30 protein-coding genes and 1 other annotated feature are annotated in these 26,795 nt (G+C 36.1%); of the genes, 3 read left to right on the top strand and 27 right to left on the bottom strand.

Annotation, left to right across the window (positions count from 1 at the left end; translation table 11 throughout):
• Nucleotides 1-93: 93 nt before the first annotated feature.
• Together secDF and MJG50_RS14445 are read right to left on the bottom strand one after the other, a co-directional pair.
• Nucleotides 94-2,355: a protein translocase subunit SecDF gene (gene secDF, locus MJG50_RS14440; protein ID WP_240256453.1), complete on the bottom strand. Its 2,262-nt coding sequence runs from the start codon at nucleotides 2,353-2,355 to the stop codon at nucleotides 94-96.
• Between the two features lie 123 nt (nucleotides 2,356-2,478).
• On the bottom strand, nucleotides 2,479-2,781 hold the full coding sequence (locus MJG50_RS14445) for a post-transcriptional regulator (RefSeq protein WP_240256454.1): 303 nt from the start codon (nucleotides 2,779-2,781) through the stop codon (nucleotides 2,479-2,481).
• 153 nt (nucleotides 2,782-2,934) lie between these two features.
• Between MJG50_RS14445 and spoVB the strand changes: the two genes are divergently transcribed.
• A complete protein-coding gene (spoVB, locus tag MJG50_RS14450; protein ID WP_240256455.1) occupies nucleotides 2,935-4,509 on the top strand; it encodes a stage V sporulation protein B in 1,575 nt (524 codons plus the stop codon).
• 23 nt (nucleotides 4,510-4,532) lie between these two features.
• Here the strand turns inward: spoVB and MJG50_RS14455 are convergent, their stop codons facing one another.
• On the bottom strand, nucleotides 4,533-5,225 hold the full coding sequence (locus tag MJG50_RS14455; RefSeq protein ID WP_431307294.1) for a DUF421 domain-containing protein: 693 nt from the start codon (nucleotides 5,223-5,225) through the stop codon (nucleotides 4,533-4,535).
• Between the two features lie 155 nt (nucleotides 5,226-5,380).
• On the opposite strand from MJG50_RS14455, the gene MJG50_RS14460 reads away from it, so the two are divergent.
• Nucleotides 5,381-5,755 (top strand): TIGR04086 family membrane protein, encoded by a 375-nt coding sequence (locus MJG50_RS14460; RefSeq protein WP_240256518.1) that lies wholly within the window; start codon nucleotides 5,381-5,383, stop codon nucleotides 5,753-5,755.
• A gap of 41 nt (nucleotides 5,756-5,796) precedes the next feature.
• Here the strand turns inward: MJG50_RS14460 and yajC are convergent, their stop codons facing one another.
• From yajC to MJG50_RS14545, 17 genes are all read right to left on the bottom strand, one after another.
• Nucleotides 5,797-6,054, bottom strand: a complete 258-nt coding sequence (gene yajC, locus MJG50_RS14465) for a preprotein translocase subunit YajC (protein ID WP_240256457.1) — start codon at nucleotides 6,052-6,054, stop codon at nucleotides 5,797-5,799.
• A gap of 45 nt (nucleotides 6,055-6,099) precedes the next feature.
• Nucleotides 6,100-7,290, bottom strand: a complete 1,191-nt coding sequence (gene tgt / locus MJG50_RS14470; protein WP_240256458.1) for a tRNA guanosine(34) transglycosylase Tgt — start codon at nucleotides 7,288-7,290, stop codon at nucleotides 6,100-6,102.
• 11 nt (nucleotides 7,291-7,301) lie between these two features.
• Nucleotides 7,302-8,330 (bottom strand): tRNA preQ1(34) S-adenosylmethionine ribosyltransferase-isomerase QueA, encoded by a 1,029-nt coding sequence (queA, locus tag MJG50_RS14475; RefSeq protein WP_240256459.1) that lies wholly within the window; start codon nucleotides 8,328-8,330, stop codon nucleotides 7,302-7,304.
• Between the two features lie 26 nt (nucleotides 8,331-8,356).
• The gene (locus tag MJG50_RS14480; protein WP_240256460.1) at nucleotides 8,357-8,548 is read right to left on the bottom strand and encodes a DUF2905 domain-containing protein; all 192 of its coding nucleotides are present in this window, start codon (nucleotides 8,546-8,548) and stop codon (nucleotides 8,357-8,359) included.
• A gap of 9 nt (nucleotides 8,549-8,557) precedes the next feature.
• Complete coding sequence (gene ruvB, locus MJG50_RS14485) at nucleotides 8,558-9,559, bottom strand: Holliday junction branch migration DNA helicase RuvB (protein ID WP_240256461.1); 1,002 nt, start codon at nucleotides 9,557-9,559, stop codon at nucleotides 8,558-8,560.
• Between the two features lie 13 nt (nucleotides 9,560-9,572).
• The gene (gene ruvA, locus MJG50_RS14490; protein WP_240256462.1) at nucleotides 9,573-10,187 is read right to left on the bottom strand and encodes a Holliday junction branch migration protein RuvA; all 615 of its coding nucleotides are present in this window, start codon (nucleotides 10,185-10,187) and stop codon (nucleotides 9,573-9,575) included.
• Nucleotides 10,188-10,285: 98 nt separating this feature from the next.
• Complete coding sequence (locus tag MJG50_RS14495) at nucleotides 10,286-10,813, bottom strand: intercompartmental signaling factor BofC (protein ID WP_240256463.1); 528 nt, start codon at nucleotides 10,811-10,813, stop codon at nucleotides 10,286-10,288.
• A gap of 112 nt (nucleotides 10,814-10,925) precedes the next feature.
• On the bottom strand, nucleotides 10,926-11,672 hold the full coding sequence (locus MJG50_RS14500; RefSeq protein WP_240256464.1) for a YhcN/YlaJ family sporulation lipoprotein: 747 nt from the start codon (nucleotides 11,670-11,672) through the stop codon (nucleotides 10,926-10,928).
• 160 nt (nucleotides 11,673-11,832) lie between these two features.
• Nucleotides 11,833-13,167: a SafA/ExsA family spore coat assembly protein gene (gene safA / locus MJG50_RS14505; RefSeq protein WP_240256465.1), complete on the bottom strand. Its 1,335-nt coding sequence runs from the start codon at nucleotides 13,165-13,167 to the stop codon at nucleotides 11,833-11,835.
• A 171-nt stretch (nucleotides 13,168-13,338) separates the two neighbouring features.
• Nucleotides 13,339-14,196: a prephenate dehydratase gene (gene pheA / locus MJG50_RS14510; RefSeq protein WP_240256466.1), complete on the bottom strand. Its 858-nt coding sequence runs from the start codon at nucleotides 14,194-14,196 to the stop codon at nucleotides 13,339-13,341.
• A gap of 18 nt (nucleotides 14,197-14,214) precedes the next feature.
• Entirely contained in the window at nucleotides 14,215-14,655 is a 441-nt protein-coding gene (locus MJG50_RS14515) for an ACT domain-containing protein (protein WP_240256519.1), read from the bottom strand.
• Between the two features lie 38 nt (nucleotides 14,656-14,693).
• The gene (gene obgE / locus MJG50_RS14520) at nucleotides 14,694-15,983 is read right to left on the bottom strand and encodes a GTPase ObgE (protein ID WP_240256467.1); all 1,290 of its coding nucleotides are present in this window, start codon (nucleotides 15,981-15,983) and stop codon (nucleotides 14,694-14,696) included.
• A 36-nt stretch (nucleotides 15,984-16,019) separates the two neighbouring features.
• Nucleotides 16,020-16,559, bottom strand: a complete 540-nt coding sequence (locus MJG50_RS14525; RefSeq protein WP_240256468.1) for a sporulation initiation phosphotransferase B — start codon at nucleotides 16,557-16,559, stop codon at nucleotides 16,020-16,022.
• A 156-nt stretch (nucleotides 16,560-16,715) separates the two neighbouring features.
• Nucleotides 16,716-17,009, bottom strand: coding sequence for a 50S ribosomal protein L27 (gene rpmA, locus MJG50_RS14530; protein WP_240256469.1), 294 nt, complete (start codon nucleotides 17,007-17,009; stop codon nucleotides 16,716-16,718).
• A gap of 28 nt (nucleotides 17,010-17,037) precedes the next feature.
• Nucleotides 17,038-17,364, bottom strand: coding sequence for a ribosomal-processing cysteine protease Prp (locus MJG50_RS14535; protein WP_240256470.1), 327 nt, complete (start codon nucleotides 17,362-17,364; stop codon nucleotides 17,038-17,040).
• 12 nt (nucleotides 17,365-17,376) lie between these two features.
• Nucleotides 17,377-17,685 (bottom strand): 50S ribosomal protein L21, encoded by a 309-nt coding sequence (gene rplU, locus MJG50_RS14540; protein WP_240256471.1) that lies wholly within the window; start codon nucleotides 17,683-17,685, stop codon nucleotides 17,377-17,379.
• Nucleotides 17,686-17,702: 17 nt separating this feature from the next.
• Nucleotides 17,703-17,779: a sequence feature (ribosomal protein L21 leader region), on the bottom strand.
• A gap of 69 nt (nucleotides 17,780-17,848) precedes the next feature.
• Complete coding sequence (locus MJG50_RS14545; protein WP_240256472.1) at nucleotides 17,849-19,096, bottom strand: helix-turn-helix domain-containing protein; 1,248 nt, start codon at nucleotides 19,094-19,096, stop codon at nucleotides 17,849-17,851.
• Nucleotides 19,097-19,209: 113 nt separating this feature from the next.
• Here MJG50_RS14545 and MJG50_RS14550 point away from each other — a divergent pair, with 113 nt between their 5' ends.
• Nucleotides 19,210-20,514 (top strand): MFS transporter, encoded by a 1,305-nt coding sequence (locus MJG50_RS14550; protein WP_240256473.1) that lies wholly within the window; start codon nucleotides 19,210-19,212, stop codon nucleotides 20,512-20,514.
• Nucleotides 20,515-20,571: 57 nt separating this feature from the next.
• On the opposite strand, the gene MJG50_RS14555 is transcribed toward MJG50_RS14550, so the two are convergent.
• From MJG50_RS14555 to mreC, 7 genes are all read right to left on the bottom strand, one after another.
• Nucleotides 20,572-22,053 (bottom strand): Rne/Rng family ribonuclease, encoded by a 1,482-nt coding sequence (locus MJG50_RS14555; RefSeq protein ID WP_240256474.1) that lies wholly within the window; start codon nucleotides 22,051-22,053, stop codon nucleotides 20,572-20,574.
• 59 nt (nucleotides 22,054-22,112) lie between these two features.
• Nucleotides 22,113-22,979, bottom strand: coding sequence for a M50 family metallopeptidase (locus tag MJG50_RS14560; protein ID WP_240256475.1), 867 nt, complete (start codon nucleotides 22,977-22,979; stop codon nucleotides 22,113-22,115).
• Nucleotides 22,972-23,745: a M23 family metallopeptidase gene (locus tag MJG50_RS14565; RefSeq protein ID WP_240256520.1), complete on the bottom strand. Its 774-nt coding sequence runs from the start codon at nucleotides 23,743-23,745 to the stop codon at nucleotides 22,972-22,974. The genes MJG50_RS14560 and MJG50_RS14565 overlap by 8 nt, the downstream gene beginning before the upstream one ends.
• Nucleotides 23,746-23,846: 101 nt before the next feature.
• Nucleotides 23,847-24,647 carry a septum site-determining protein MinD gene (gene minD, locus MJG50_RS14570; protein ID WP_240256476.1) on the bottom strand — a complete coding sequence of 267 codons (801 nt, stop codon included), beginning with the start codon at nucleotides 24,645-24,647 and terminating at the stop codon, nucleotides 23,847-23,849.
• A 2-nt stretch (nucleotides 24,648-24,649) separates the two neighbouring features.
• The gene (gene minC / locus MJG50_RS14575) at nucleotides 24,650-25,342 is read right to left on the bottom strand and encodes a septum site-determining protein MinC (RefSeq protein WP_431307295.1); all 693 of its coding nucleotides are present in this window, start codon (nucleotides 25,340-25,342) and stop codon (nucleotides 24,650-24,652) included.
• Nucleotides 25,343-25,404: 62 nt separating this feature from the next.
• A complete protein-coding gene (mreD, locus tag MJG50_RS14580) occupies nucleotides 25,405-25,914 on the bottom strand; it encodes a rod shape-determining protein MreD (protein WP_240256478.1) in 510 nt (169 codons plus the stop codon).
• Entirely contained in the window at nucleotides 25,914-26,780 is an 867-nt protein-coding gene (mreC, locus tag MJG50_RS14585; RefSeq protein ID WP_240256479.1) for a rod shape-determining protein MreC, read from the bottom strand. The genes mreD and mreC overlap by 1 nt, the downstream gene beginning before the upstream one ends.
• Between the last annotated feature and the right edge of the window lie 15 nt (nucleotides 26,781-26,795).

The following is a 26,795-nucleotide window of genomic DNA, read 5'->3' on the forward strand; positions in this document are numbered from 1 at the left end:
CAAGCCTGTAGTGGACTTTCACCACCGAGTATTCGCCCATGCAGGGCGCACAAAGTAAAAAGTCGTGAAAGTTACTTCCACGACTTTTTATTCTTAAATTTGTGGTTCTGGTTGAGATTTTGCTTCTCTTTTTCTTGTTAACTGCTTATGCTTCCATACTAACCATAGCTGTGCTGCGATAAAGATGGATGAATACATACCAGCAATCAATCCTACTAAAAGACCAAATGAGAAATTAAAGATTGATTCACTTCCAAAAATCAATAATGCGACTACAGTAATAATAACTGTAAGAACAGTATTAATTGAACGTGTAAGTGTTTGTCTTAGTGCCATATTAACAATTTTCGCAAGGTCCTCATATGTCTTAATCTTTTTCTTCTTCTTATAAAGTTCTCTCATCCTATCAAATGTAACAATTGTATCATTTATCGAATAACCTATTATCGTTAAAATTGCAGCGATAAAGGTTAAATCAACTTCAAGACGAGTTACACTGAATAGTGCAATGATAAAGAATGCATCATGAATAAGAGCGACTACTGCCGCAACCCCCATTATCCACTCAAAACGTATTGCCACGTAAATAATGATCCCTATTGAAGCAATTAGAGAAGCATACAATGCATTACGTGCTAATTCCTTCCCTACCGTAGGTGAAACTGTACTAACATTAGGATCAGAACCATAAAGATCTTTAAAGTGGTTTTTCACCTTATGAATTTGATCTTGATTGAACTCACCAATAAATCTAGCAACACCAATTTCACTTTCATTACCTGAGATAACCACCTCATCAGGTTTTAAATTCAATTTTTTAAATTCATCGGTCATTTCCTCTTTTGTTAAAGCCTCATTTGCAAGAATCTCAACACGAGTCCCAGATGCAAAATCGATACCTAGATTTAATCTAAATGTCGCTAATACTCCTATACCAATAATAATCATAATAGAAGATGCAATGAAAAACTTCTTATGGTGTTTTACAAAATCAAACTTATCGAATTTAGTAGGTATATATCCTTCCTCATCCGCGTCAGCTAGATTTCGTATTTCACTTTCCTTAACACCAAAATATCCTGGCTTTTTATTTAGAAATCGACTATTCACCCATAAACCTAATAATAAACGACTTCCATAGACTGCTGTTAAAAAGCTTAACAGAATACTGACAATTAACATTACTGCAAACCCTCTAACAGAGCTTGTACCAAAGACAAACAATACTCCAGCAGCTAATAATGTTGTGATATTTGCATCAAAAATTGTCCAAAATGAGTTCTTATTACCTGATTTATATGCAGATAAAATGGATTTTCCTGATTTGAGTTCTTCTTTAATCCGTTCGTACGTTATAATATTGGCATCTACAGCCATTCCGACCCCGAGGATAAGTGCCGCTATTCCTGGCAGAGTCAATACTGCATTCATCCAATCAAAAATGAGTAATGTTAAATAAATAAAAGTACTTAATGTAACAACTGCTATCATACCAGGGAAACGGTAGAAGACAAGCATGAATAAAAATATAATTCCAATCCCAACAAAACCAGCAAAGATTGTCTTTTGTAGTGCTTGTTCACCAAATTTTGCACCAACAGATGTTGAATATGTCTCTTTCAAATCAACTGGTAATGAACCAGCATTTAGAAGTGATGCTAATTCATTAGCAGATTCAACAGTAAAATTTCCTCCAGTAATGGATACTGACTTCCGATTGAATACTTGGTCAACTGTAGCAGCAGAAAGATATTTCGGGTTCTCACCGGCTTGTGCCTTAGCAGCCTCTGCTTTATATGAATCTTTACCTTCTTCAAAGTCTAACCAAATAACCATAAGGTTACGGCCAGCACCCTTATTGAGTACAGTTTGGGTTGCATTTTTCAAGTCATCAGAATCTTTTACAGTTAATGAAACACTTGGTCGACCTGCTTCATCAAAGGATTGGTTGGCACCACCTTGTGCCAATCTAGACCCATCTAGGACAATATTATCATCCACATCTCTAAAGGTTAATTTTGCTTGAGTTGATAAAATTTCGCGGACTTTTTCCTGATCCGTAACACCGGCTAGTTGAACGCGAATTCGATCCTTTCCTTCAATTTGAATATTAGGTTCACTAACACCCAAGACATTGACACGTTTATTTAATGCATTAACCGTGCTTACTAATGCATCTTTATCAATAACATCGCCTTTTTTAGCAGGTAGTACCTCATATAGGACTTCAAATCCACCTTGAAGGTCGAGCCCAAGTTTAATATCCTTAACAATATCCTTAGTTGTAACTCCCATTACACTTGCGATTAGAAGTAGTACTAAGAAAAACGCAACAATGCGGCCTCTTTTAACCATAAATATGTATATCCTCCTTTTTCTAGCTGAAAAAACCTATCAATAAAACTATCAACACTCAATAAACCAATTATGAAACATTGATTTATACATGTCAATTTGAAATAGTATAAGCAACTATGCTTACAATAATTTTTCCAATACTTCCTTCCCTTCCTCATCAAACCAACTTGGGGATTTAAAAGCTTCAACAGTTGCATAATTCATATAATCTCCAATTTTTACGGCTAAAATGTCATTCACAATTTGGTACAGCATTTTTTCGTCTTGAACCCGTTTCCAAGTCTTTTTTTTGAGATATTCCCAAATTTCATCTTCCTTCACCTGATCATATCCATATAGGATAAATTCTTCTAATTTACTTTTTAACGCAGGTCCAACTGTTTCACGATATTTCTCATGAATATGAACGTCTTGATTATCCAATGTACTCTCCCCTTCTAATGAATCATAATCTATTTTCGATTAGACATCCCAAAATTAATTACGGCTATGTAATACTTGTCATGCTTGGCCACCTATCTTGCATATAGTTAATTGTAAATGATATCACCTTTTTTGAGAAGGTAGGGAACTCAGATGTCGAAGCAAACATTTTTAAAAGGAACCTTAATCTTAATCGTAGCAGGTTTTATTACTAGGATTTTAGGTTTTATTAATAGAATTGTCGTTGCTAGGTTAATTGGTGAAGAGGGAGTAGGCTTATACATGATGGCAGTTCCTACAATGGCTCTCACAATTACAATTACCCAATTGGGCTTGCCTGTTGCAATTTCTAAGCTAGTTGCAGAAGCTGAAGCAAAAGGGGACAAAAGAAGGATTAAAAAAATCTTAGTTGTTTCTCTTGCAACAACAGGTGTTCTATCGATTTTATTTACACCTGCGATGATATTCCTTGCACCGATCTTATCTGAAACATTATTAACAGATTCAAGGACATATTATCCATTGCTAGCCATCTCTCCTATTGTACCAATCGTTGCGTTGTCATCGGTGCTGCGAGGTTATTTTCAAGGCAGACAAAATATGAAACCTGCTGCCATTTCACAGGTTATTGAGCAAGTAGTCCGTATCACATTAGTTGCTGTTTTTACAAAAGCTTTTCTTCCTTATGGAATTGAATATGCAGCTGCCGGTGCTATGCTTTCTGCTGTAGTTGGTGAACTAATGTCACTACTCTATATGTTGTATATGTTTAAAATGAACAAACATATTAAAGTACGAAGAAACTTTTTCAAAGCTGCTAAATCTGGAAAGCAAACCTATCATGATTTGATGAGGATTGCATTACCAACAACGGGGAGCCGCCTAATTGGTTCGATTAGTTGGTTTTTCGAACCAATTGTCGTCGCTAACAGCTTACTTATTGCCGGAGTCGCAACCCAAATTGCGACACGACAATACGGGGAGTTAACAGGCTTTGCGATGCCACTACTTATGCTTCCCTCTTTTATCACGTTTTCACTTTCAACTTCACTTGTTCCTGCAATAAGTGAAGCTGCAGCAAAAAGGCAAACATTGTTAATCGAACACCGATTACAGCAAGCATTACGTTTATCACTTGTCGCTGGAGGTATTTCGATTGTCATCTTATATATTTTCGCAACACCACTCATGCAATTAATGTACGGAAATAGTAATTCAGCCATTTATGTAAAAGTAATGGCTCCGTTTTTTATCTTTTATTATTTTCAAGGCCCACTTCAAGCGACGTTACAAGCACTTGATTTAGCAAAAGCCGCGATGATCAACAGTTTTATTGGAGCATTCATTAAAACGGCAGTTATTTTCTTATTGGCTACAAGACCTTCGCTTGGGATAATGGGAGCTGCACTCGGAATCGTTATTGGTATGGTTTTAGTAACCATGCTCCATTTTTCAACAATTATTAAGGCCATTTCCTATAGCTTTTATGTAAAAGACTATGTAAAGAGCTTTGTTACAATGATTATATCTGGATTTGTTGGTCATTATTTCTATTCAAACTTCATGTTCGAAGCACATCTTGCCTTAAAAACAATCGTATCCATCGGATTAACTACACTTGTTTATTGTGTGCTCTTAATTTTGTTTAATCTTATAAAAAAAGAAGAAATTAATAAGATACCAGTGATTGGTCCTATACTTTCTTTCTTTCTACCAACCAAAAGGTAACCACAATTATAGTGGTTACCTTTTTATCTAGTATCTTTGAGGTCAATATGGAACTTCCCATTATGATAACTGCAATAGGATATTTTTTTTATATCATGATACCCAAGTTTTTCAAGTTTTTGCTCAAGCCAAAACTTCGTTTTATTTATTTGATCTAAGTGATGTTCTTGGATAGAGCCATCAAGTATTAATGGTAAATCAATTGACGGTTCGGAATCTTTTATTGATTGATTATCGCTTTTTTCTAAGACAGATAATTTTCCAGAGGATTCTAAAATTGCAAACTCAACATCTGCAACATTTTTAATACTTTTTTCACGGAGCTGCATCAGTAGATCATCAAAATTATACCGTTGTTGCTTCATTGCTTCCTCATCAATCTTCCCATTATTGATAATAACAGTAGGGCGACCATCGACAATTTCTCTAAATTTTTGGCTTTTAAGAGAGACTATTGCTAAGCAATATTGAATCACCATTAGTATTGCCATCGGTATAACAGTATGAAGTAAAGGATCCTTCGTATCTTCAATACCGATTACTGCCATCTCAGCAATCATCATAAATACAACCAAATCAAGTAAACTTAACTCTCCTATTTCTCTTTTTCCCATTACACGAAATATGACTAATATTAATATATAGAGAAAAACAGTTCTCCCTATCATGATTATGTATATGTCCAATACAACAGCCTCCTCACAGTAATAATACATAGATGATTCGATCTGCTACCTATTATTTTAGACAATTCCAAGCAAAACATAATTCGAATCTTTTTCCAATTACGATTCTAAAATTAATTGGACATGAATATGCTCGTACTAAGGGTGAATGGAACAATTAAGAAGGAGGAACTATCGTGAGAAAAATGGGGGTTGCAATTTTTTATGGGGTGATAGCAATTTTTATTATTGTTATCCTATTTAGTCTGCTTTTTTCATTACTATTAAAATTCACATCAGTACAAGAATCTTCATTATCATGGGTTATTCTAGCGTCTTCGTTTATTGCCTTATTTATAGGTGGTTTCGTTTCTGGTGGAAAAGGGAAGGAAAAAGGTTGGTTGATTGGAGGAGGAACAGGGCTATTATATTCGGTGATCGTCTTCCTCATTCAATATTTAGGATATGATGCAACTTTTACTGCAGAACAAGCGATGTATCATTTAGGTTTCTTGGCTATCGCAATCATTGGTGGAATATTCGGAGTGAATATGTCAACACCGTCAAGGAGAGAGGCTTAATTTATAAAAGAGCGTTTATTAAACGCTCTTTTTTCATTACCTTAATCATTACGTACTTCACGTACAGCTTGTCTATCGTATGTAAGACGAGAGTCACCTGCTTTAATTACAACCTTGTTCTCATCAAGTGAGTCTACAATACCGTGAAGACCACCAACAGTTACTACTTTATCGCCTTTTGATAATCCAGCTTGCATTTGTACAGTAGCCTTCTGACGCTTCTGCTGTGGACGAATCAACAGGAAATAAAAAATAGCAAACATAAGTATTAATGGGCCAATTGTTCCTAATAATTCCATTCATTTCACCTCTTTCCTCGTTATTTCATTTCAATCAATTTATATTTAGAAGTTTTTTGCGTTTGGTTTGTTAAAACCGTATCGCTCAAAAAATTCTTGGCGGAAGTCACCAAGTCGATCTTCACTAATCGCTTGTCTGACCTGCTCCATTAATTTTAACAGAAAATGCAGATTATGATAAGTAGTAAGTCTTATTCCGAATGTTTCGCTTGTTTTAATTAAATGACGAATATAGGCACGACTATAATTTTTACAAGTATAGCAGTCACAATTCTCATCAATTGGCCTGAAATCACGAGCGTATTCTGCATTTTTCACAACCAAGCGCCCTTCACTCGTCATCAGTGTTCCATTTCGGGCAATTCGAGTTGGAAGCACACAATCGAACATATCAATTCCACGAATTGCACCGTCAATTAATGAATCTGGGGATCCAACACCCATTAAGTATCTCGGTTTGTTCGTAGGAAGGAGTGGTGTCGTAAATTCTAGCACCTTGTTCATAATGTCCTTCGGTTCTCCAACTGAAAGTCCACCAACTGCATAGCCAGGGAAGTCCATTGAAACTAAGTCTCTTGCACTTTGCTTACGAAGTTCTTCATATTCACCACCTTGGACAATTCCGAACAACCCTTGATCATTTGGTCTAGAATGTGCCTGTAAGCATCTCTCAGCCCAACGGCTTGTTCGTTCAACCGACTTTTTCATATAATCATATTCAGCTGGATATGGCGGGCATTCATCAAATGCCATCATAATATCCGAACCAAGCGCATTTTGAATTTCCATTGCTTTTTCAGGTGACAAGAAAAGCTTATCTCCATTTAAATGGTTGCGGAAATGTACACCTTCTTCTTTTATTTCACGGAATTGACTGAGACTGAATACTTGGAATCCACCTGAATCAGTTAAGATTGCCCGATCCCAGTTCATAAATTTGTGGAGGCCACCCGCTTCTTTGATGATTTCATGACCAGGTCTGAGCCAAAGGTGGTATGTATTACTTAGAATAATACCAGCACCCATTTCCTTCACTTCCTCTGGTGCCATCGTCTTAACTGTCGCTAATGTACCAACTGGCATGAAGGCAGGCGTGTCGAACGATCCATGTGGTGTATGAACCCTTCCTAATCTCGCACCTGTTTGCTTACATGTCTTAATAAATTCATATCTAATTGCTGTCAAAAGTAAATCTCCTTTCAAACTTAACGTGCATTTGTTTGCAATGTCGATCATATAACAATCCTTTATAAGATTAGCATTGCATCCCCGAAGCTGAAGAAACGATATCGCTCCTTTACCGCTTCTTCATATGCATGAAGAATATTGTCTCGCCCTGCAAGGGCACTAACTAGCATAACTAACGTTGATTTCGGCAAGTGGAAATTGGTTACCAACCCGTCAATTGCTCCATACTCATATCCTGGATAAATGAATATATTTGTCCATCCACTAGATTCAGCAAATATACCATCATGTTTCTTCACAATTGTTTCTAGTGTTCTTGTAGAGGTTGTCCCAACAGAAATAATCTTTCCACCATTTTCCTTTACTTCATTTAAGAGTTTGGCTGTGGGTGCAGACATTTGATAAAACTCTGAATGCATTTCATGTTCATCAATTGAATCAGCACTAACTGGACGAAATGTTCCTAAACCAACATGCAATGTAATAAACGCAATATGGACACCTTTTCCAGCAATATCTTGTAAAAGCTGTTCGGTAAAATGTAACCCTGCAGTTGGTGCTGCAGCTGAACCGCGATGCTTTGCATATACGGTTTGATATCTCTCTTGATCATCAAGTTGTTCCCGTATATATGGGGGTAGAGGCATCTCACCTAAAGCATCTAAGATTTCATAAAATATACCATCATATTGAAATTTAAAATGACGACCACCATGTTCACTCTCAGATGTACAAATTGCCTTTAATCGCCCGTCACCGAAAGATAGAACAGTACCTTCTTTTACCCTTTTTGCTGGTTTAACGAGAGTTTCCCATATATCTTCTTCCTCTTGTTTTAAAAGTAATACCTCGACTTTTGCTCCGGTTTCCTCTTTCACACCATAAAGTCTAGCTGGTAACACTCTAGTATCATTCAGTACTAAACAATCCCCTTTTTTTAAATACGAAAGGATTGATCTAAAATTAGAATGCGAGATCTCCCCAGATTTTTTGTCCACGACCATTAATCGAGATGCCTCGCGATTTTCTAATGGAGTTTGTGCAATTAATTCCTCTGGTAAATTAAAATCAAATAAATCTACTCTCATCTTTTTCACCTTTTTCTCTATCTAACTCATTTAAAGCGACCTATTATATAAAAAATGAGTGATAATATGATGCTAATAACAATTGATGTTACAATTGGGAAATAGATTGTCGTGTTTCCCTTTTTAAAAACAATATCACCAGGTAGCTTCCCGACAAAATGCCATAATGCGCCGATTATTAATAAAATGATTCCCGTAACCATTAGCATTTTCCCCATCTTCCCAACCTACTCCCTTGGAATTTCCATATGGAAATGCTTATATACTAAATCTGTTACAATTCTACCACGTGGAGTTCTTTGTAAAAAGCCAATTTGCAGTAAGTATGGTTCGTATACATCCTCAATTGTGTGAGACTCTTCACCAATTGTAGCTGCAATTGTCTCAAGGCCAACTGGGCCACCACGAAATTTTTCAATAATCCCTCTAAGTAATTTATGGTCAATATGGTCAAGTCCTAAACGGTCAACCTGCAGTAATTCCAAGGCATCATGTGCAAGTGACTCGGTGATAATTCCATTTCCACGTACTTGGGCATAATCCCTTACCCGTCTTAATAAACGATTAGCAATTCGAGGAGTCCCACGGGATCGTCTAGCAATCTCAAATGCTGCTTTATCTTCAATTTCGACATCCAATAGCTCAGCAGTTCTCTCTACAATATTTTCAAGTTGGATTTCATTATAATATTCTAGTCGACTTAATACACCAAACCGATCACGTAACGGCGCTGATAAAGCACCTGCCCTTGTTGTTGCACCAACAAGTGTAAATGGAGGTAAATCCAGGCGTACAGATCGTGCACCTGCCCCCTTACCAATTACAATATCCAGACAAAAATCTTCCATTGCAGGGTAGAGCACTTCTTCTATTGAACGCTGTAATCGATGAATTTCATCAATAAAAAGGACATCTCCAGGCTCAAGCGCAGTTAAAATTGCAGCCAAATCTCCAGGTCTTTCTATTGCAGGGCCGGAGGTAGTACGAATATTCACACCCATTTCATTTGCAATTATAGTAGCAAGTGTTGTTTTACCCAAACCGGGTGGCCCATATAATAATACATGATCGAGTGTTTCTTGTCTCATCTTTGCGGCTTCAATAAAAATCGATAAGTTTGACTTCACTTTGTCTTGGCCAATGTATTGTGAAAGTGTTTGTGGTCTTAGGCTTTGCTCGATTGTTGACTCTTCAATATTTGTTGCACTAGAAACGAGTCTTTCCTCCATTCAAGCATCCCCCCTATTTTAATAGCTTCTGTAATGCTCGTTTTATATATTGGTCTGTCCTTAATTTTTCCTTTCTTAAATCAGGGATTATTTTGTTAATCTCCCTTTCTGCATAACCTAACACTTTCAATGCCTCTATCGCTTCATCCAGTTCATTATAAACAATATCACCAGTTATATTTATTTCATGATCCTCTGAGAAAAGGTCAAGACTCGCGCCCGGGAGAAGTTCCTGTAACTTTCCTTTCAAATCTAAGATCATTTGTCGGGCAGTCTTTTTACCGACACCTGGGAATTTCACAAGGAATTTTTCATCTTCTTCTTCAATTGCCCGGATAACCTGTCCCGGTTCTCCAGCGGCTAATATTGCTAAGCCTCCTTTTGGACCAATTCCAGAGACATTAAGAAGTTTGACAAATAATGCTCGTTCTTCTCTCGTTTTAAAGCCGTATAATGCGAGTATATCTTCGCGAACATATTGATATGTATGAATTACCTCTCTACTCTCTTTATTTATTTTAAAAAGATATGGATTGGGCGTGAATATCTTATAGCCAATTCCGTTATTTTCAATTACTATATACTCAGGATTTACATATTCAATATGACCCCTTATAAACTCTATCAATCGTCTTCTCTCCTCTTAATTGCTGTACCTCATTTTATCATATACTAAAAAAAAAGGCATGGAAAAGAGAGACTGCTTTCGCTAGTCTCTCTTTAATCTCACGGTGAGGATGTGAATGTTTTATACGTTTCGATAACATTTATATATTCGTCCTTCGTTCCAACTTTTATACCTTTTTTCAATAATTTATGCTGATAGCTTTCAAGTTTTCCTACATCAATTTGAAAAAAAGATTGAATCACCTTATTTTTAGATTTATTTGGTTTCCCATTAAAAATAGTTAAAATTCCATCTTCTGTAATACCGAAATAGCCATTTGATTTTAACAAAGGGGAAATATCATCAATTCTTTGTTGAAAAACAATTTGCTCTTCATCTTGATGAACAAGCTGCCAGTCTTCATATTCCAACCAAAAATCATCCATCGATGTAATAGTTTCCTTGACAAGTTCTTCACTTACCTCACCATCAACATACACACGCTCAAGAATAACAGTTATCTCCAGAGGGCCCTCTATACCATGTGGATCTTCCTGTATCTCGCTTAGCCCTATTCCATTTACTAAAAAACTCGGTAGAATTAAAAATATAACAACACAGACAAAGATTTTAACTATCATTTTCATTTGGCATCACCTCTTACTAATAGTTGCCATATTTTTATACAATAATAGTGTAGCCATAAATAAAATTGTTATTCGTAAAGAAACCAGCCCTTTATAAGGACTGGCTAATGGCTTATCGATTATTATTAAATGGACGACTTAGAGTATCCCCGATGTTGTCTAAAAGATTTTTAATATCCGTATCAATTGTATCTCTTGTATTTCCGTTCCGGATATTATTATCAATATCACGTACACGTGTAAAAGTACCTTCGTCTGTTATGATATTGATATTTTTCCCGTTAGCAAGAGATTGTACGGCCTTACGAACATCATTTTTCACATTGTTATCATTATTGTCCGAAGTATCAACAGCAACGATAATATTATCTTTTGTCACAAGTACACGAGCATCATCAACATTTGCTACTTTAGATGCTCTGTTGGCTATTTTCTTAGCAAGCTTTCCATCATAGTTATTGTAATAACCAGCTGATCTCACCCTTGCATTATTATCATTTAAATGACCATGATAATTTAGATCTGCGTCATTACCATCGTTTCGAACACGATTAGTGTTCCGATCATTCATTATACCTGCATTATTGTTTCGATTATTATTAAAGATCCTATTATCATTATTGTTATTGCCAGTACGATCCATAATCTCTGTTAAAGGTCCATCATTATCATCCACTCTATATGCATTACCATTTCTGTCAGTTCGGTCATTCATACCTTCATTCGAGTAGTAACCAATTGGTCTTGCATTGTCGTTATATGATTTTGTTTCCATTGCACCATGATCATTATTATTACAAGCTGTAAGTCCCCCTAATATGATCGCCGCTGTTGAAATTGTATATAATGCTCTCCTCAATACAATTACCCCCCTGTGCAATTTGAGCAATCTAATGGTCGCTCAAGTTTAGGTTGGCTTTTTGCAGCAATTTTATATCTGTTATATATCGGAAAACATTTTTAAAATAAAATAATAAAAAGGACGAATCCCTCATTCGCCCTTACATGTTTATTTTTTATCAATCATCTAAATCATTATCAAAATCTGGCATTGAAAATGGATTATATGGCATTGGTTGATTTGGATTTACACCAAATGGGATTGGCTGGAATCCTCCATAGTAGCTATGTGGTTGAAATTGCGCTGGTGGAGTCGGGTGTGCAAATTGATTACCTGGAAATACACCTTGTTTAAACTGAGGGCCTCCACAACCACAATCATTCTTTTTATAATGATGTGCTACTCCCCTAAATTGAGGTGCAACTGGCATTTGTTGCATTTGACCAGCAAAAGGCATTGCTGGTGGAAATCCATTAAAACCAGATCCCGGCATTACTGGTGTAAATGGAATACAATCTCCCATAAATGGAGGTTGCATTGGATACATTGGTTGCATTTGCGGCATTGGGCCTATATTTGTAGGTAATACATCATCTACTTCCGGTAATACATTTGGTGTTGGTTGAGGCATGCCTGACATTTGCATATTCATCAAATTATAATTATTTATATCTAATTCAAATGGCGGAAACTGTTGCATCTGTGGCATTTGTGGTATAGTTGGCACTTCCGTTTGAGCTCCAGCAACGTTTTCTTCTACCCTTTGAAAGCCTTGTACTGGATATCCAGGGAATCCACCTTGTACTCCTGGGAAATTATGAAAACCAGAACCTGGCATTACAGGTGAAATAGGTACACAGTAGTTACCCATGGGCATCATTGGTTGGAATGCGGGTGGCGCTTGTTGTGGCATCTGTGCCGGCATTCCTGGTGGTAATTCCTCCTCTTCACCTAATACATCTTCATCTGGAGCCATCATACCAGGAAGTACATTTGTTGGTGGTGTTGGCATCTGTGGCATAGACATATTCATTAGATTATAATTGTTAATATCAATTTCAAATGGCTGATACTGTGGCATCTGTGGCATCTGTGGCATCTGTGGCATTTGCGGCATTTGCGGCATTTGCGGCATTTGTGGCATTTGTGGCATTTGTGGCATTTGTGGCACTTGCGGTACAAACGGCATTGTCTCCACTCCAGCAACCTCCTCTTCTACCTCTTCCTCCATTACCGGAAGTGGCTGTGGTGATACATCAGAATATGGATGCTCAACAATCTGTTGTTCTTTAACTGGCGCTATATTAATTTGAGTTTCTTTTTGCATCCCACCAATCTGCGCTTCCTTCTTAACATGTACATTCCCAGTAGGTACTTTGATCTTCATTCCAGGCATTAGCATTTCTGGATTACTTAACTGTGTATTCATTCCCTTTAATTCTTCGAAGTTTACGCCATACTTCTGTGCAATATTCCAAAGAGTATCGCCTTTTTGAACGATATGGATTTTCACGCGATTTCCCCTCCTATACATAAGTCTTTACATAGTATGTGGTAATAGGCAAATTGCCACTATTCTTCATCACAACATATGCAATGGGCGGCTTAATTATGAATAGGGAGAACGATTGCCAAGCTTTTAAAAAATAAAAAAATAAAAATCCCAATACATATAGTATTGGGATTATATACGAAAATATGGATAACTACCTAGTACTTTAACTCCACATTCTAATGCTTCTAATTCAGCGATTGTACTAGGAATTAGGACATCATCCATTCTTTGTTCAATATCAATTAAGAAAAAATAATTTCCTAATCCAGTTTTCATAGGTCTTGATTCAATTTTTGAAAGATTAAGCTTACGCCATGCAAACGCCGATAATACTTGGTGAAGTGCTCCAGCACGATCAGATGGCAGTGTAATCATAAGCGTAGTCTTATTGCCACTACTTTCCTTTACAACATGATCAAGTTCGACAAAGTTCTTATGTAGAACGACAAAGCGTGTATGATTATTTTCAAAATCATGGATATCCCGCTTCACAATGGATAAACCATATTCCTTTGCAGCAAGCTCATTTGCAATTGCTGCAAATTTTTGATGCGGATTTTCACTGATATATTTCGCAGCAGCTGCAGTTGATGTTGTATATTCAAAATGAGTATGTTGAAATTCATCATATAAAAATTTATGGCATTGGGCAATTGCATGAGGGTGTGAATATACCCCTTCAATTTCTTTCCAATTTGAGGAATGGTATGGATGTACCATTAAATGCTGACTAATTGGAATAATAACTTCCCCAATAATTTTTAACGGTTGTTCATGGATTAAATAATCAATTGTGAGATTAACTGAACCTTCAATTGTATTTTCAATCGGTACTACCGCCACATCTACTTCTCCATTTACTACAGCATCAATGCATGCCGGAATTGTTACTAATGGTTTACTTTCTTTTTCTGGAAAAAGAGTTGTAACTGCTTGAGCTGTAAATGTTGCACGTGGACCTAAATATCCTATTTTTTTTATATCCATTTTAACCATTCCCACTCCCTATGCACCAGTTCCAAGTATTTCTACTTTATCAACGAATTCGAGTCGTCGTAATTTTGCAAGCAGATCTGTAACCTCTTCTTTTATCCCTGCGGTATTTAGCGATAGGGTTACATTTGCTCTACCCCGTAGTGGAATCGTTTGGTGAATCGTTAATACATTACATCCTGAACCTGCTACAACTGATAATAATTGGGAGAGAGTACCTGAACGGTCTTCTAAATGAAAAAACAATGAAATTATTTTTTCCTTAACTGTCGTATGAAAAGGAAAAACAGAATCTTTGTATTTATAGTAGGCACTTCTACTTAAATCTACCTTTTGTGTCGCATCGGCAATTGAATGAGCTTTCCCGCTTTCTAATAATTCCTTTGCATCTAACGTTTTACGGACTGCTTCTGGCAATACATCCTCACGAACTAGGTAGAATTTGCCGTCTATATGAACCAATGCATCTCCCTCCCTTTGCTTTTTTATCTCTATTCTATAAATTCGAATTCAAATTCAAGTAATCGAACTGTATCACCATGCTTTGCACCTCTTTCACGAAGTGCATCGTCGATTCCCATGCCCCTTAGCTGACGGGAAAATCTTTTTATAGATTCATCTCTCGTAATGTCAGTCATTTTGAAGAGCTTCTCTACTTTATCCCCAGAGATTACAAAGGAGCCATCACTATCACGCGAAATAATAAAGTCAATTTCTTCTTTTTGATGACGATACATTACCCGATGAGTTGTTGTTTGTTCTTCTTCTGCCTCTAACGGGAATTCTGGAGTTGTTTCAACAAGATCTGCAATCGTAAATAATAAATCTCGAAGGCCTTTCCTCGTTATTGCAGATATTGGAAAAATCCTAACATCTTCCTGTAATTTTTCTTTAAATACTGCAAGATTTTCTTCCGAACCAGGAATATCCATTTTATTCGCCACAATAAGTTGTGGACGTTCTGTTAACCGTAGATTATATTCTTTTAATTCTTCATTAATAGTTACATAATCCTCGTAAGGATCTCTTCCTTCCATGGCTGACATATCTATGACATGAACGATTACCCTAGTCCGCTCAATATGTCTTAAAAATTGATGTCCAAGGCCAATTCCTTCGTGTGCACCTTCAATTAAGCCTGGTAAATCTGCCATCACAAAGCTGCGCCCATCTTCTGTTTCAACAACGCCAAGGTTTGGAACAATTGTAGTAAAATGATATTCAGCAATTTTTGGCTTCGCAGCAGAAACAACGGATAATAGTGTTGATTTCCCTACACTCGGAAAACCTACAAGACCTACGTCTGCTAATACCTTTAATTCCAAATTAACATATCTCTCTTGTCCTGGTTCACCATTTTCAGCAATTTCTGGTGCTGGGTTAGCTGGTGTTGCAAAACGACTATTTCCTCTACCACCCCGGCCACCTTTCGCAATAATGGCTTGTTGACCATGCTTCGTTAAATCAGCAATAACTTCACCAGTATCATCATCTGTAACTACTGTTCCAGGTGGAACTTTAACAATCATGATTTCAGCATTTTTACCGTGCTGGTTTTTGGACATCCCATGTTCTCCACGTTTTGCCTTGAAATGTCGTTGATATCGAAAATCCATTAAAGTTCGTAAGCCCTCTTCAACCTGGAAGACTACATCAGCACCTTTACCTCCATCTCCTCCAGCAGGACCACCCATCGGAACATATTTTTCACGGCGATATGCGACCATACCATTTCCACCGTCTCCACCCTTTACAAACACTTTCACTTGATCAACAAACATGATTTCCCTCCGGTCATTAAACCACTTGTGTAATTATTACGTTATTTCAATCGAAACCGTCATTTCTTCTTTATGTACCTTGTTCTCTTTGATTTGAATTGACTCAAACATATTTTTTGATTCTTTAAGCCAATCATTGAGCATTTTAGCATCATTTATTATTCCACTAAAGTCAAAAAAGAAACGAGCATTCTGGTTTGAACAATCAATAGATATAGTTAAGTGGTTCTCCCCAAAATGATCAATCGTACTTTCAAGAAAAGTAAAGAATTGCTCACACCAATTCGTAATTACTTCATCATGATTTGATAAATCTCTACTCTCACTAAGAACCTCGAAATCTACTCTACATTTTCGTGATTCCCAATTATAAGTCAAAATAAAGGCAGCAAATAAAGGTAGTTGTAAATTTGTTAATTTTGATTCATTTTGCGCATCTATCACAATTTCTTCTATAATTGCATGAACTCGATCTATTTTTTGCATTGTAAGATTACCTTTTATAAGCTGAATTTTATTTAACCAATCATGCCGGGAATGCTTTAATACTTCAACAGTACTCCAGTTTTTTCTCATAACAATTTCCCCTAGTAAAGAATCTTGTGTGAAAATTATATCAAACCTTTGAAGATAACACTAACATTCCTTCACAATATAGTAAAATCATCCTAATGTCATCAATCTCGGGTCAAAAATAAAACTCTAACCACTTGGTTAGAGTTTTATAAGGAATTACGCTTCTTGCGCAACTGGGTATACACTTACTTGTTTACGGTCACGACCTAAACGCTCAAATTTAACAACTCCGTCAACTTTTGCGAATAGTGTATCGTCACCACCACGACCAACGTTTACACCTGGATAAATTTTAGTTCCGCGTTGACGGAATAAAATTGAACCACCAGATACAAATTGACCGTCAGCACGCTTAGCACCTAAACGTTTTGACTGAGAATCACGTCCGTTTTTAGTACTACCTACTCCCTTTTTAGAAGCGAAGAATTGAAGGTCTAATCTTACAAACATGTGTTCCACCTCCTATAAGATGAAGTTTTTATGAGTTAATTTTAATATACTGTCCGTAGTCAAGTTCAATCGTTTGAAATGATACAATCATACCTTCAAGGAGAAGTTGAACTTTTTCCATTATCACATCATCCTCAAGATGAGGAATTTGACAGTGAAGAAATCCTTTTTTCTCTTGATTCAAACTAGGCTCTACCTTACATAGAACATAGATTGAATTAATTGTACCAAATGCGATAGCCGAAGCACCTGCACAAACGATATCTTTACCTGGTTCATCGAACTCAGCATGTCCACTCATTGTAAATGAATCGATTTTACCAGCACTATTCCGTTTAATAGTTACTTTTATCATTTACAAATAGCCTTATGCGTTGATTTTCTCAATTACAACTTTAGTATAAGGTTGACGGTGTCCTTGCTTTTTGTGGTAGTTCTTTTTAGCCTTGTATTTGAAAACAATGATCTTTTTAGCGCGACCTTGTTTTTCAACTTTAGCTGTAACAGTTGCACCTTCTACTGTAGGGCTTCCAACTTTAACATTGTCTCCACCTACGAATAAAACTTTGTCAAATGTAACAGTACCACCTTGTTCTACGTCTAATTTCTCAACATAGATTGCTTGGCCTTCTTCAACTTTAACTTGTTTACCACCAGTTTCAATAATTGCGTACATACTTGCACCTCCTATTAGATTGGACTAAGACTCGCCAGGATATAGGCGCTTCTTTCGAAAACTTAGTACCTATTCTGTGCGGTTGTAGCAATGGGTGCTACAAACATAACATGAAAATATTATCACATCGGTTTAGTCATGTCAATAAGAAAACGGATAAGATCTATTCATCCACCTCAAATACCTTTTTAATTTTCTCATAGGTGTTGTAAATAAATTCTGTATATAGATTAGGCGGTAATGAATTTATTTTATTGACTGCATTCTCTGCTGTTTCATAAGCCTTCTTTAAACTTCCAAGTTCAAGATAACAAAGTCCCTTATATGCATCGACAACATAAAAACTTGTCAGGTCAATCGGATGATGGATAGCTGATGGGATATGCACCTTATTTAGACATTCAACTGCATCCTCAATATGACCCAATTTATAAAGTGCAATCCCTTTTGTGAGGAAAAACCATGTACCGAATTTCTCTATAGCATTTGTATCAAATGTCCTAAGGTGATGATCAATCATTTCTATAGCTTTTTCGTAGTTACGGTCGTTCATAATAAGATTTTCGATGTTCATGATTTCATAGGACAGCTTTGAAAATGTATCCCCTGTAAATTCCATGTAAAGTTTTAACTTGTTCAAATAATACATTCTTTTTTCTTCATCCCGAGCTACCATCGCGTATCCTGCGGCAAGTCTATACAAATCATCAATTCGGTAAAAAATTCGATTTTCAATTGAATAATCAATGGCTGATTCCATGACTGTATATGCGGAATCATAATCACCAACAGCAAAATACAAAATGGCTTCATTATAGTCAAAGTCAACCCTTGTCATAGGGTCGATATAAACATAGTTTGATTCGATTTCGGCACGTTCCTTGAGAAATATTTTTAAAGACTCAGCGTAGTCATGCTCTGTGAACTTCACCATCGCACGAAATATTCCAATCGCAGCACGTCTGCCACTTAAATTTAATTTTTCATAAATAATCGCAGCACGATCTGATAACTCTTGCCACCCATCCAAATTTTCAAAGTAAAGACAATCGCTATACATTTCCAATAGACGAGCTGATTCATATCCTTGTGTTAATTTTGGGACATAAGGCTGTACTAATTTTATCAATTGCCTGTGTTCATCCCTCAAATCAGTATAATCTGTATTAAAAAGTTTCTCCGCCTCTTTGAGTACTTCCCTTAATTCTTGAGAATTAACCTCCTCTAAAAGACTCGAAACGTCCACACCAAGCCTCCCTGCAATATAAGTCAAGCTTTCCATTGATGGATTTGCCTTATTATTTTCAATAAGGCTTAACATTCCCTTTGTTAACTCTTTACCTGCGAGTCCTTCTAATGTCAAACCTTTTTCTTTTCTTAGCTTTCTTATGCGTTCACCTAACGTATTCATTTCCATAGCCTCCATTAGTTTAATTATATTAAACTTTTCCTTGCGAGGGAAGTAGTATCGTGTTATGATTTGTTTAATCAAATTAAACTTCCTTATGAAACGGAGTGTTTTCAATGGATCAAGCTCTTAAGCTACAAAGAGCAACCTATCATTTATGGACATTTACAATTAGTAAACTCATTTCTACATTTGGAGCACAGGTATATGCATTTGGGATTAGCTTTTATATCCTTCAGTTGACAGGTTCCGCAACCAGCTTTGCATTGAATCTCATCTGCAATCTATTGCCAAGGGCATTGATTGCACCTGTTGTAGGCTATGCAGCTGATAATTATTCTCGTAAAACTATTATCATTAGTGCTCAGATAGGTACGACTTTTGCAATTGGCGGACTACTTTTTGTAAGCTTAACTTCAGGATTATCACTAATCGCTATCTATATTACGACATGTCTACTATCTATCGCATCGACATTTTCAACAGTTACATTTACATCGTCTATTACAGGCCTAATTGACGAGGAAAGAATACAAAAGGCAATGTCATTGAATCAAATGTCAATTTCTTTTGCATCAATCGGTAGTCCAGCTGTTGGTGGACTTCTATATGGGGTAGTATCAATGCCAGTATTCCTTATCATCTTCATATTAGCCTCTGTTCTAGCCGTTATTCTTGAATCGACGATGAACTTTAAGCTTTTCTCGAAGAAAAACGAAGAACAAAATAAAGAAAATGGTAAGGAACCAATATGGGCAAGTATGAAAGCAGGTCTTGTTTATTTAAAAAAGCAAGAAGTGATCATGACAATTATATGGATTTCGCTATTAATCAATTTTCTATTTGCCTCATTTGAGGTTGGGTATTCATATATTCTAATTGAAAAATTGAAAATGTCCTCAGAACATTTTGGCTTTACTGAAGGAGCATTTGCAATTGGTATGTTGGGAATGTCCATTTATTTTTCAATGCGCAAAGAGGTAAAATTCCCGCTCCTCGTTTCAAAACGTGGAATTCTAATGATGGGCATAATATTGGGGTCAGTCAGCGTTCCGTTAATTATTTCGATGCCATACGGGGTTATGTTCGCATATTATGCATTCGTAATGTTTTCTTTTGGATCAATGGTTATTATCGTAAATACCCCTATTCAGGTAATGATGCAAAAGAAAATTGATGAAGAATACAAAGGACGCGTCTTTTCAATCCTTGAAACGATGTCAATTGCCCTTATGCCACTTGGAATGGTGATATTTGGATTTTTATATGATATTTTACCAGGTCAATGGATTCTTCTTGGTTCATCCACAATCCTTATCATTATTGTGCTAATCCTGGCAAGACCATCTGTCGTAAAAAAAGCCCATCCAGAACTTGCAAACAAGAAGGAAATTAGTAATGAGGTTAGTTCTGCACTATAAAACAGTAAAAGGGCACGAAAACAGGATATTACATTACCTGTAATCATGCCCTTACTATTATTTTTTGATGCTCTGAATCCTTTCAACAATTTCAGCATTCATTCCAAAATGTCTTACTAAATAAGAGGGAATAGGCGACTCAAGCTCTGTAATATGTATTTTGAATAAAAGGGTCTTTTCAAGTCTTTCTGTATGCTCATTACTTTTACCTTTAAAGACTGTACTAACATCCTTGGTAGCTTCTATCCAGACTGCTTCATGGTCCATTCCACGTAACTCCCACAATTCTCGCTCTAACTTAAAGGCAATTGTCTCTGGAGAGCCAACCCTTCCTGTACCACTACATACTGGACAATTCATTTGTACTAATTCAGAAATATTTTGCCGAAGCTTTTTCCTTGTTAGTTCGAGGATTCCAAGCTTTGTAAATCCAAGAATTCTAATTCGATTTCTGTCATTCGTAGAGGCTCTTTTGAATGCCTGAATTACTTTTTGTTTATCACCCTCATCCTTCATATCAATAAAGTCAACAAGGACAATTCCACTCAAATCCCTAAGCTTTAACTGGTAGGCAATTTCCTTTGCAGCCAGTATATTAGTCCGCAATACTGTATCTCGTAAATTTTCTTTCCCTTGAAATTTCCCGGTATTTACATCTATCACCGTTAATGCTTCTGTTTGCTCAATGAGTAAATAAGCACCATTATCCAACCAGACAATATGCTTTAATGCTTTTTCAATTTCATTATCAATTCCATAAAAAGAAAAAATATTTTCCTTATTTACAAAAAGAGAAACCCTCTCCTCATGTTCGCCTAGTCTTTCTTTTATTTGTCTATAAACTAAAGAGTCATCGACAACAATTTCCACTAATTTTTCATTCGATTGTTCAGCAAAAATCCGCTCAACAATATCATTTGCCTCATAGAGGATACTTGGTGGTTTCTGCTGCTTTTGTCTCGCCAAAATACTTTCATATTTCTGCCTTAAATATTTCAGTTCTTCTAAAATAACTTGATCATCCTGTTTTTCACATACTGTTCGAATGATAAGTCCTTCCCGGGATCGCCGATATGTTTCACCTATCTCCCGCCAGCGCTCTCTCTCTTCTTCTAGTTTCATTTTACGAGAAACAGCTACATAATCACCATTTGGTACATAAACAAGATAAGAACCTGGTATTTCAATAATTCCAGTTAATCTTGGTCCTTTTCGGTCAGAGCCTTCTTTTGTCACCTGAACAATGATTTCTTCACCCTGTCTGACAAAGCTTGATATACTCTTTTTTTCTTTTTCGGGTAGTGATGACTGCTGATATTCAAGCAATTGATCCCGATGAATAAAACCATTTTTCCCAAATCCAATATCAATAAACGCAGCTTGCATCCCTGGAAGAACATCAATCACGCGTCCACTATATATATTACCAACAATATCCTCATGCATTGGCTGGTGTAGATGCAGTTCAATCACTTCATTATTTTCCATTACAGCAATTCGTTTTTCACTTGTTGTTACATTCATTATTACTTTTTTCAAGCCTAATCCCCACTTTGACGTTCTATTGTATACCATTCAATGTAACTCATTATTAAACGTCAATACAAGTATAGTAGTTCACCAACTGGTTGAAAAAAATTTTTTTCAGTAAAATAGGCATGCAATAATTCATTTTCATCAAGGGGCATTTGTTTGGTCCCATTCTTTTTTATTACGATTGGATGCTTATATCCCCGTTGGAACATCGAAAGGACATGATAGACTTTATCATTTTCATCAACCACTAATGGTTTTAATTTAGTTAATTCTGTTTGCCTGCCATAATAGCGTTCTAAAAGAAATCTCATAAAAACAAAATGTCTCTTTCTCCATTCCATATATAAGGAAAAGAGTAAAAATAAAATAATCACCCATAAATTCACATTAATTGGATTATAAAATAATAACCAAGTAATAAGTAAGGATACCCCAAAAATAGATGCAATTAACATCCTTTTATGTGCATCAAAGAAAGAATGTCTTATCGAAAAAAATAAATAGAGCAACTTACCTCCGTCTAATGGCCAAATTGGGAGTAAATTAAAACCACATATAACTAGATTTTGATACAAGAAGAGATTAAATGTATCTGTAGATATGATGGACAATAAGGATAAAAGATAAGAAATCCCTACCAACCAAACATGCTGAAGCGGTCCAGCTAGTATGACAAATAATTCTTCATGAAGCGGACGATTGCCATGCTCATCCATTTCGGCAACTCCACCAAATGGTAGCAGAGCTATTTTTTTTATTCTCCATGAAAAAAAATGGGCACAAATTGCGTGTCCCATTTCATGGACCAATATGATAAAAAAGAGCATTAACAATTCCCTAAAATTCGCTGTGATAACTCCGATTCCAATAATAAGCCATAGCAATGGATGGATTTCAATCTTAAATAGTAATTGAAAGTATTTACTCAAATTTAATCACCTGTATTGGATCGATAAATTTTTCCCCTTGTTTAATCGCAAAATAAAATGTCCCACTTTCATCACCAGCATCCATTACCTTCCCTAGCTCCTGGCCAGTTTGTACGAAATCATACAACTTTACATCGATTGATTTCAAATTTCCGTACCATGTTTCACTACCATCTGCATGCTGAATCACAACAGTTTTTCCTAGTTCCTCTTTATTTGCAACTTCTAGTACTTTTCCTTCATTCATAGCTTCAACAATTTTACTATTCGTTTCGACCATAATTCCTTGCCCATTTACTTCAAAACTCTCTGTGATTTTACCGAACGCTGGTGCAACGTATTTACCTGTAACTGCTTTTTCCTCTTGCCCCTTATCTTTACTTGCAGGTAAAATCGCTAAAGGACTTCCAAATTTCTCCTCATACCATGTAGTTACAGCAGCAAATTGAAACTCGTGATTCATCGAGCTCGAGACAAAGGTTCGTACCTTTTCAAACATTGGAGACTGATTTTTAAAGATAATCCCAATTCCTAATACTAAAATAACCGAGAGAAGAACTTTGAATAAAAATACTTCCTTTTTAAATAATGGATGTCCTCCTTCACTACCCCCACCTTCATACGTTGGATACGGGCTTCCTCCGAATTTCTCCTCATCCTTTACTAAATACGAGGTCATATCTCTTCTATTAGAGGTTGAAATTGAATTTCTTTCTCTCTTTCTTTTAGCAATGCGCTTTCTTATTTCATTCGCACGATTCGACATTTTATAGATCATTCCCTTATCGATTGAGTTTGTACAATTTTATGACTCGTCCAACCAATATATGCCCGAAACATCGAAAAACCACCTTAATAATAAGGTGGTTAGCGAACGCCGAAAAACTTTTTAATTTTTGAGAACATACCTTTTTGATCTTCATCTAGTGATTGTAATGGAATTGATTCACCAAGAATTCTTCTAGCAATATTTCGATAAGCAATCGCTGTCTTGCTACTTGAATTTAACGCAAGTGGTTCTCCACTATTTGAAGCCTTTATCACATCATCATCATCCGCTACAATACCAATTAGGTCTATTGAAAGATGATTGATGATTTCATCAATATCTAACATATCCCCAATTTTAACCATATGATTTCGAATGCGGTTAATGATCAATCTCGGGGGTGGAATCTCCTCTTTCTCTAGTAAACCGATAATTCTATCAGCATCACGAACTGCCGATACTTCTGGTGTCGTAACAACGATTGCCTGATCCGCACCAGCTATAGCATTTTGAAAGCCTTGTTCAATCCCCGCTGGGCAATCAATTACTATATAATCAAAATCTTGCTTAAGCTCCTCAACTAATTTCTTCATTTGATCAGGTGTTACTGCTGATTTATCACTTGTTTGGGCAGCTGGAAGTAAATATAAGTGGTCTTCAAATCTCTTATCCTTCACGATAGCCTGTTTTAATTTACAACGATTTTGAATGACGTCAACCAAATCATAAATAATTCGATTTTCAAGTCCCATGACAACATCTAGATTACGCAAACCGATATCTGTATCTACTAAACAAACTCGCTTTCCTAAAACAGCAAGTGAAGTTCCTACATTTGCCGATGTAGTAGTTTTTCCGACTCCACCTTTTCCTGATGTTACGACTATTGCCTCTCCCACAGCTAGATTCCCCCTTCTAACCTTGTTAAATTAGGTCTCAAATGAGTTAACTGTTGCAATCTATCAACTACAATTGTCTCATTTTCATCAATATACGCACATTCCATTTCATTTCCATCACTTTGTGTATAATCTGGTGCTCTATTCATTATATCACTAATTCGAAGTTGTGTAGGCTTCATGATAGAAGCTGCAATGACTGAATCATTTCTTCCATTATACCCTGCATGTGCAATTCCACGAAGGGAACCTAAAATAAATATATTTCCATCTGCAATAACAGTACCACCAGGATTAACGTCACCTATAAGCATTAAGTCACCTTCGACTTTTAGTACTTGTCCCGATCGAACCATGCGAGCAACCGAAACGATTTCCGTTTTTCTCTTCATTTCTAGTGCTTCTTGCTTTGAAATCACATCACTGTCAATTCCATCTACTACGAGGTGCTTTTTATTCCTGATGATTGTACGAATTTCTTCATCCTGCTTACGAGTGAGATAACGGTTTCCTATCTTAACATGAACAGGGACGATAGGTACATCATCGTTCTGCTTTTGATTCAATGACAATTTATCCTCTAAATCATTAATGAGCTCTTTAAATGAACAAGTATCATCGAGATGTAGCGTTAACCCGTCCTTTGTCCCTTTTATTGTAACAAATTGTTGTTTTTGACCTTTCACTACGTTCACCTCAATGATTAATATATTTCAACGAAGGACACATCAATTCCTTTAAAAAAATGAAACAAATTTTATTCGGATACTTGTAGCTTACCTAATAATCTCTTAATTGGGTAGGCAAAAAGAATGACAAATATACTATTTAATATCATTGTTGGTAGTAAGCGATCTTGAAGAAAAAGTTCGATATGCATATCAGTAATTCCTATTATTAGATTAATGGAATAAACAGCAAATTCTTGAAAAATGACACCAACAATACTAAGAAACGAAATGATAATAATATTCGTCTGCAGGACTTTGCCCGCCTTCGAAATGATATAACAAATAAATGGCATACTAAACATATATACACCCAAAATCTCTGTGTATACAATATCATATAGTAATCCAAAAACAATTCCATATATGAACCCGTGAATTTTATTATGATATACTGCAATAAATATAATAAAGATTATTAGAAACCGTGGTACAAATACACGATTTATATTCCAATCTTCCACAGGCATAAGCTCTACAAAACTACTTTCAAACACAAATAAAAAAAACATGACAAAAGGAAGAATGAATCGTTTCACTATTCATCCTCCTCTTTTTTATCAGGTGGGTCACTCACTACTCTCTCTACAACAATGACATGATCCAGTTCATTGAAATCAGCTGCAGGTTTGACATAGGCAGTCTTAGTTAAGCCGTAATCATCAGGTACAACATCGATTACTTCCCCAATGTAAAGCTCTCTAGGAAAAACCCCACCTAAACCGGACGTTAAAACCTTTTGCTTCTTTTTCACTTCTGTTTCAGGAGTATTAATTTTAAATAATAAAGCTTTCTTTTCTTGATCGTAGCCTTCAATTAAACCAGTAATTTTTCCTTCTCCCTGAATATATGCCGATATTCTGTTAATTCGATCTGGCGAACTCAGTAATTGAATAGTTGAGGTAAATGGAGAAGCAAATTTCACTTTACCAATTAGCCCTTTTGATGTTATAACAGCCATATTTTCCTTAACACCGTGCTTTGCACCTTTATTAATGGTAATTATATCGTGCCATTGGTCTGGGTTTCTTCCAATTACGATCGCTTGTATTTTATTAAAATCACTAAGAGACTCTGTTTTACCTAAAACATCTTCTAGTTTTTTATTTTCATCTTCTAACTCTTGTACTTTTGCTTCAAGTTGACCATATGCTTCAAGTTTTTCCTTTAAAAGCTTATTTTCTTCATATGTATGCTTTAAATCATTCACATTGCTAAAGAATCCTGCTATGGATTGAGCAGGTTGGTGGAAAACACTTTGTACCCAACCTACTGAATCCTTCACAAATTGCTCTGGCCATGATAATTTATCACGCTCTTTTAAAGAAAATCCAATCAATGCCACTAAGACGATAATACAAACAAGTAAAAGAATTAAACGTTTATTCAGAAAAAATTGTGGCATGATTTTCACCCTCTT

Origin of the sequence: Fredinandcohnia quinoae, assembly GCF_022427965.1 — a bacterium.
In the GTDB taxonomy this organism is placed as follows: Bacteria; Bacillota; Bacilli; order Bacillales; family Bacillaceae_L; genus Ferdinandcohnia; species Ferdinandcohnia quinoae.

Bases quoted from the DNA above. Each gene is read 5' to 3' on its own strand.
- MJG50_RS14460 (WP_240256518.1), top strand. From the start codon at position 5,381: ATGGGGGTTGCAATTTTTTATGGGGTGATAGCAATTTTTATTATTGTT.
- MJG50_RS14565 (WP_240256520.1), bottom strand. From the start codon at position 23,745: ATGTCGAATCGTGCGAATGAAATAAGAAAGCGCATTGCTAAAAGAAAG.
- tgt (WP_240256458.1), bottom strand. From the start codon at position 7,290: ATGATCGACATTGCAAACAAATGCACGTTAAGTTTGAAAGGAGATTTA.
- ruvB (WP_240256461.1), bottom strand. From the start codon at position 9,559: ATGGAGGAAAGACTCGTTTCTAGTGCAACAAATATTGAAGAGTCAACA.
- MJG50_RS14495 (WP_240256463.1), bottom strand. From the start codon at position 10,813: ATGAAAATGATAGTTAAAATCTTTGTCTGTGTTGTTATATTTTTAATT.
- rpmA (WP_240256469.1), bottom strand. From the start codon at position 17,009: ATGTTTGTAAGATTAGACCTTCAATTCTTCGCTTCTAAAAAGGGAGTA.
- MJG50_RS14545 (WP_240256472.1), bottom strand. From the start codon at position 19,096: ATGAATACGTTAGGTGAACGCATAAGAAAGCTAAGAAAAGAAAAAGGT.
- secDF (WP_240256453.1), bottom strand. From the start codon at position 2,355: ATGGTTAAAAGAGGCCGCATTGTTGCGTTTTTCTTAGTACTACTTCTA.
- spoVB (WP_240256455.1), top strand. From the start codon at position 2,935: ATGTCGAAGCAAACATTTTTAAAAGGAACCTTAATCTTAATCGTAGCA.
- MJG50_RS14480 (WP_240256460.1), bottom strand. From the start codon at position 8,548: ATGGGGAAAATGCTAATGGTTACGGGAATCATTTTATTAATAATCGGC.
- obgE (WP_240256467.1), bottom strand. From the start codon at position 15,983: ATGTTTGTTGATCAAGTGAAAGTGTTTGTAAAGGGTGGAGACGGTGGA.
- MJG50_RS14550 (WP_240256473.1), top strand. From the start codon at position 19,210: ATGGATCAAGCTCTTAAGCTACAAAGAGCAACCTATCATTTATGGACA.
- pheA (WP_240256466.1), bottom strand. From the start codon at position 14,196: ATGGATATAAAAAAAATAGGATATTTAGGTCCACGTGCAACATTTACA.
- queA (WP_240256459.1), bottom strand. From the start codon at position 8,330: ATGAGAGTAGATTTATTTGATTTTAATTTACCAGAGGAATTAATTGCA.
- MJG50_RS14455 (WP_431307294.1), bottom strand. From the start codon at position 5,225: ATGTATTATTACTGTGAGGAGGCTGTTGTATTGGACATATACATAATC.
- MJG50_RS14525 (WP_240256468.1), bottom strand. From the start codon at position 16,559: ATGAGAAAAAACTGGAGTACTGTTGAAGTATTAAAGCATTCCCGGCAT.
- rplU (WP_240256471.1), bottom strand. From the start codon at position 17,685: ATGTACGCAATTATTGAAACTGGTGGTAAACAAGTTAAAGTTGAAGAA.
- mreC (WP_240256479.1), bottom strand. From the start codon at position 26,780: ATGCCACAATTTTTTCTGAATAAACGTTTAATTCTTTTACTTGTTTGT.
- yajC (WP_240256457.1), bottom strand. From the start codon at position 6,054: ATGGAATTATTAGGAACAATTGGCCCATTAATACTTATGTTTGCTATT.
- MJG50_RS14535 (WP_240256470.1), bottom strand. From the start codon at position 17,364: ATGATAAAAGTAACTATTAAACGGAATAGTGCTGGTAAAATCGATTCA.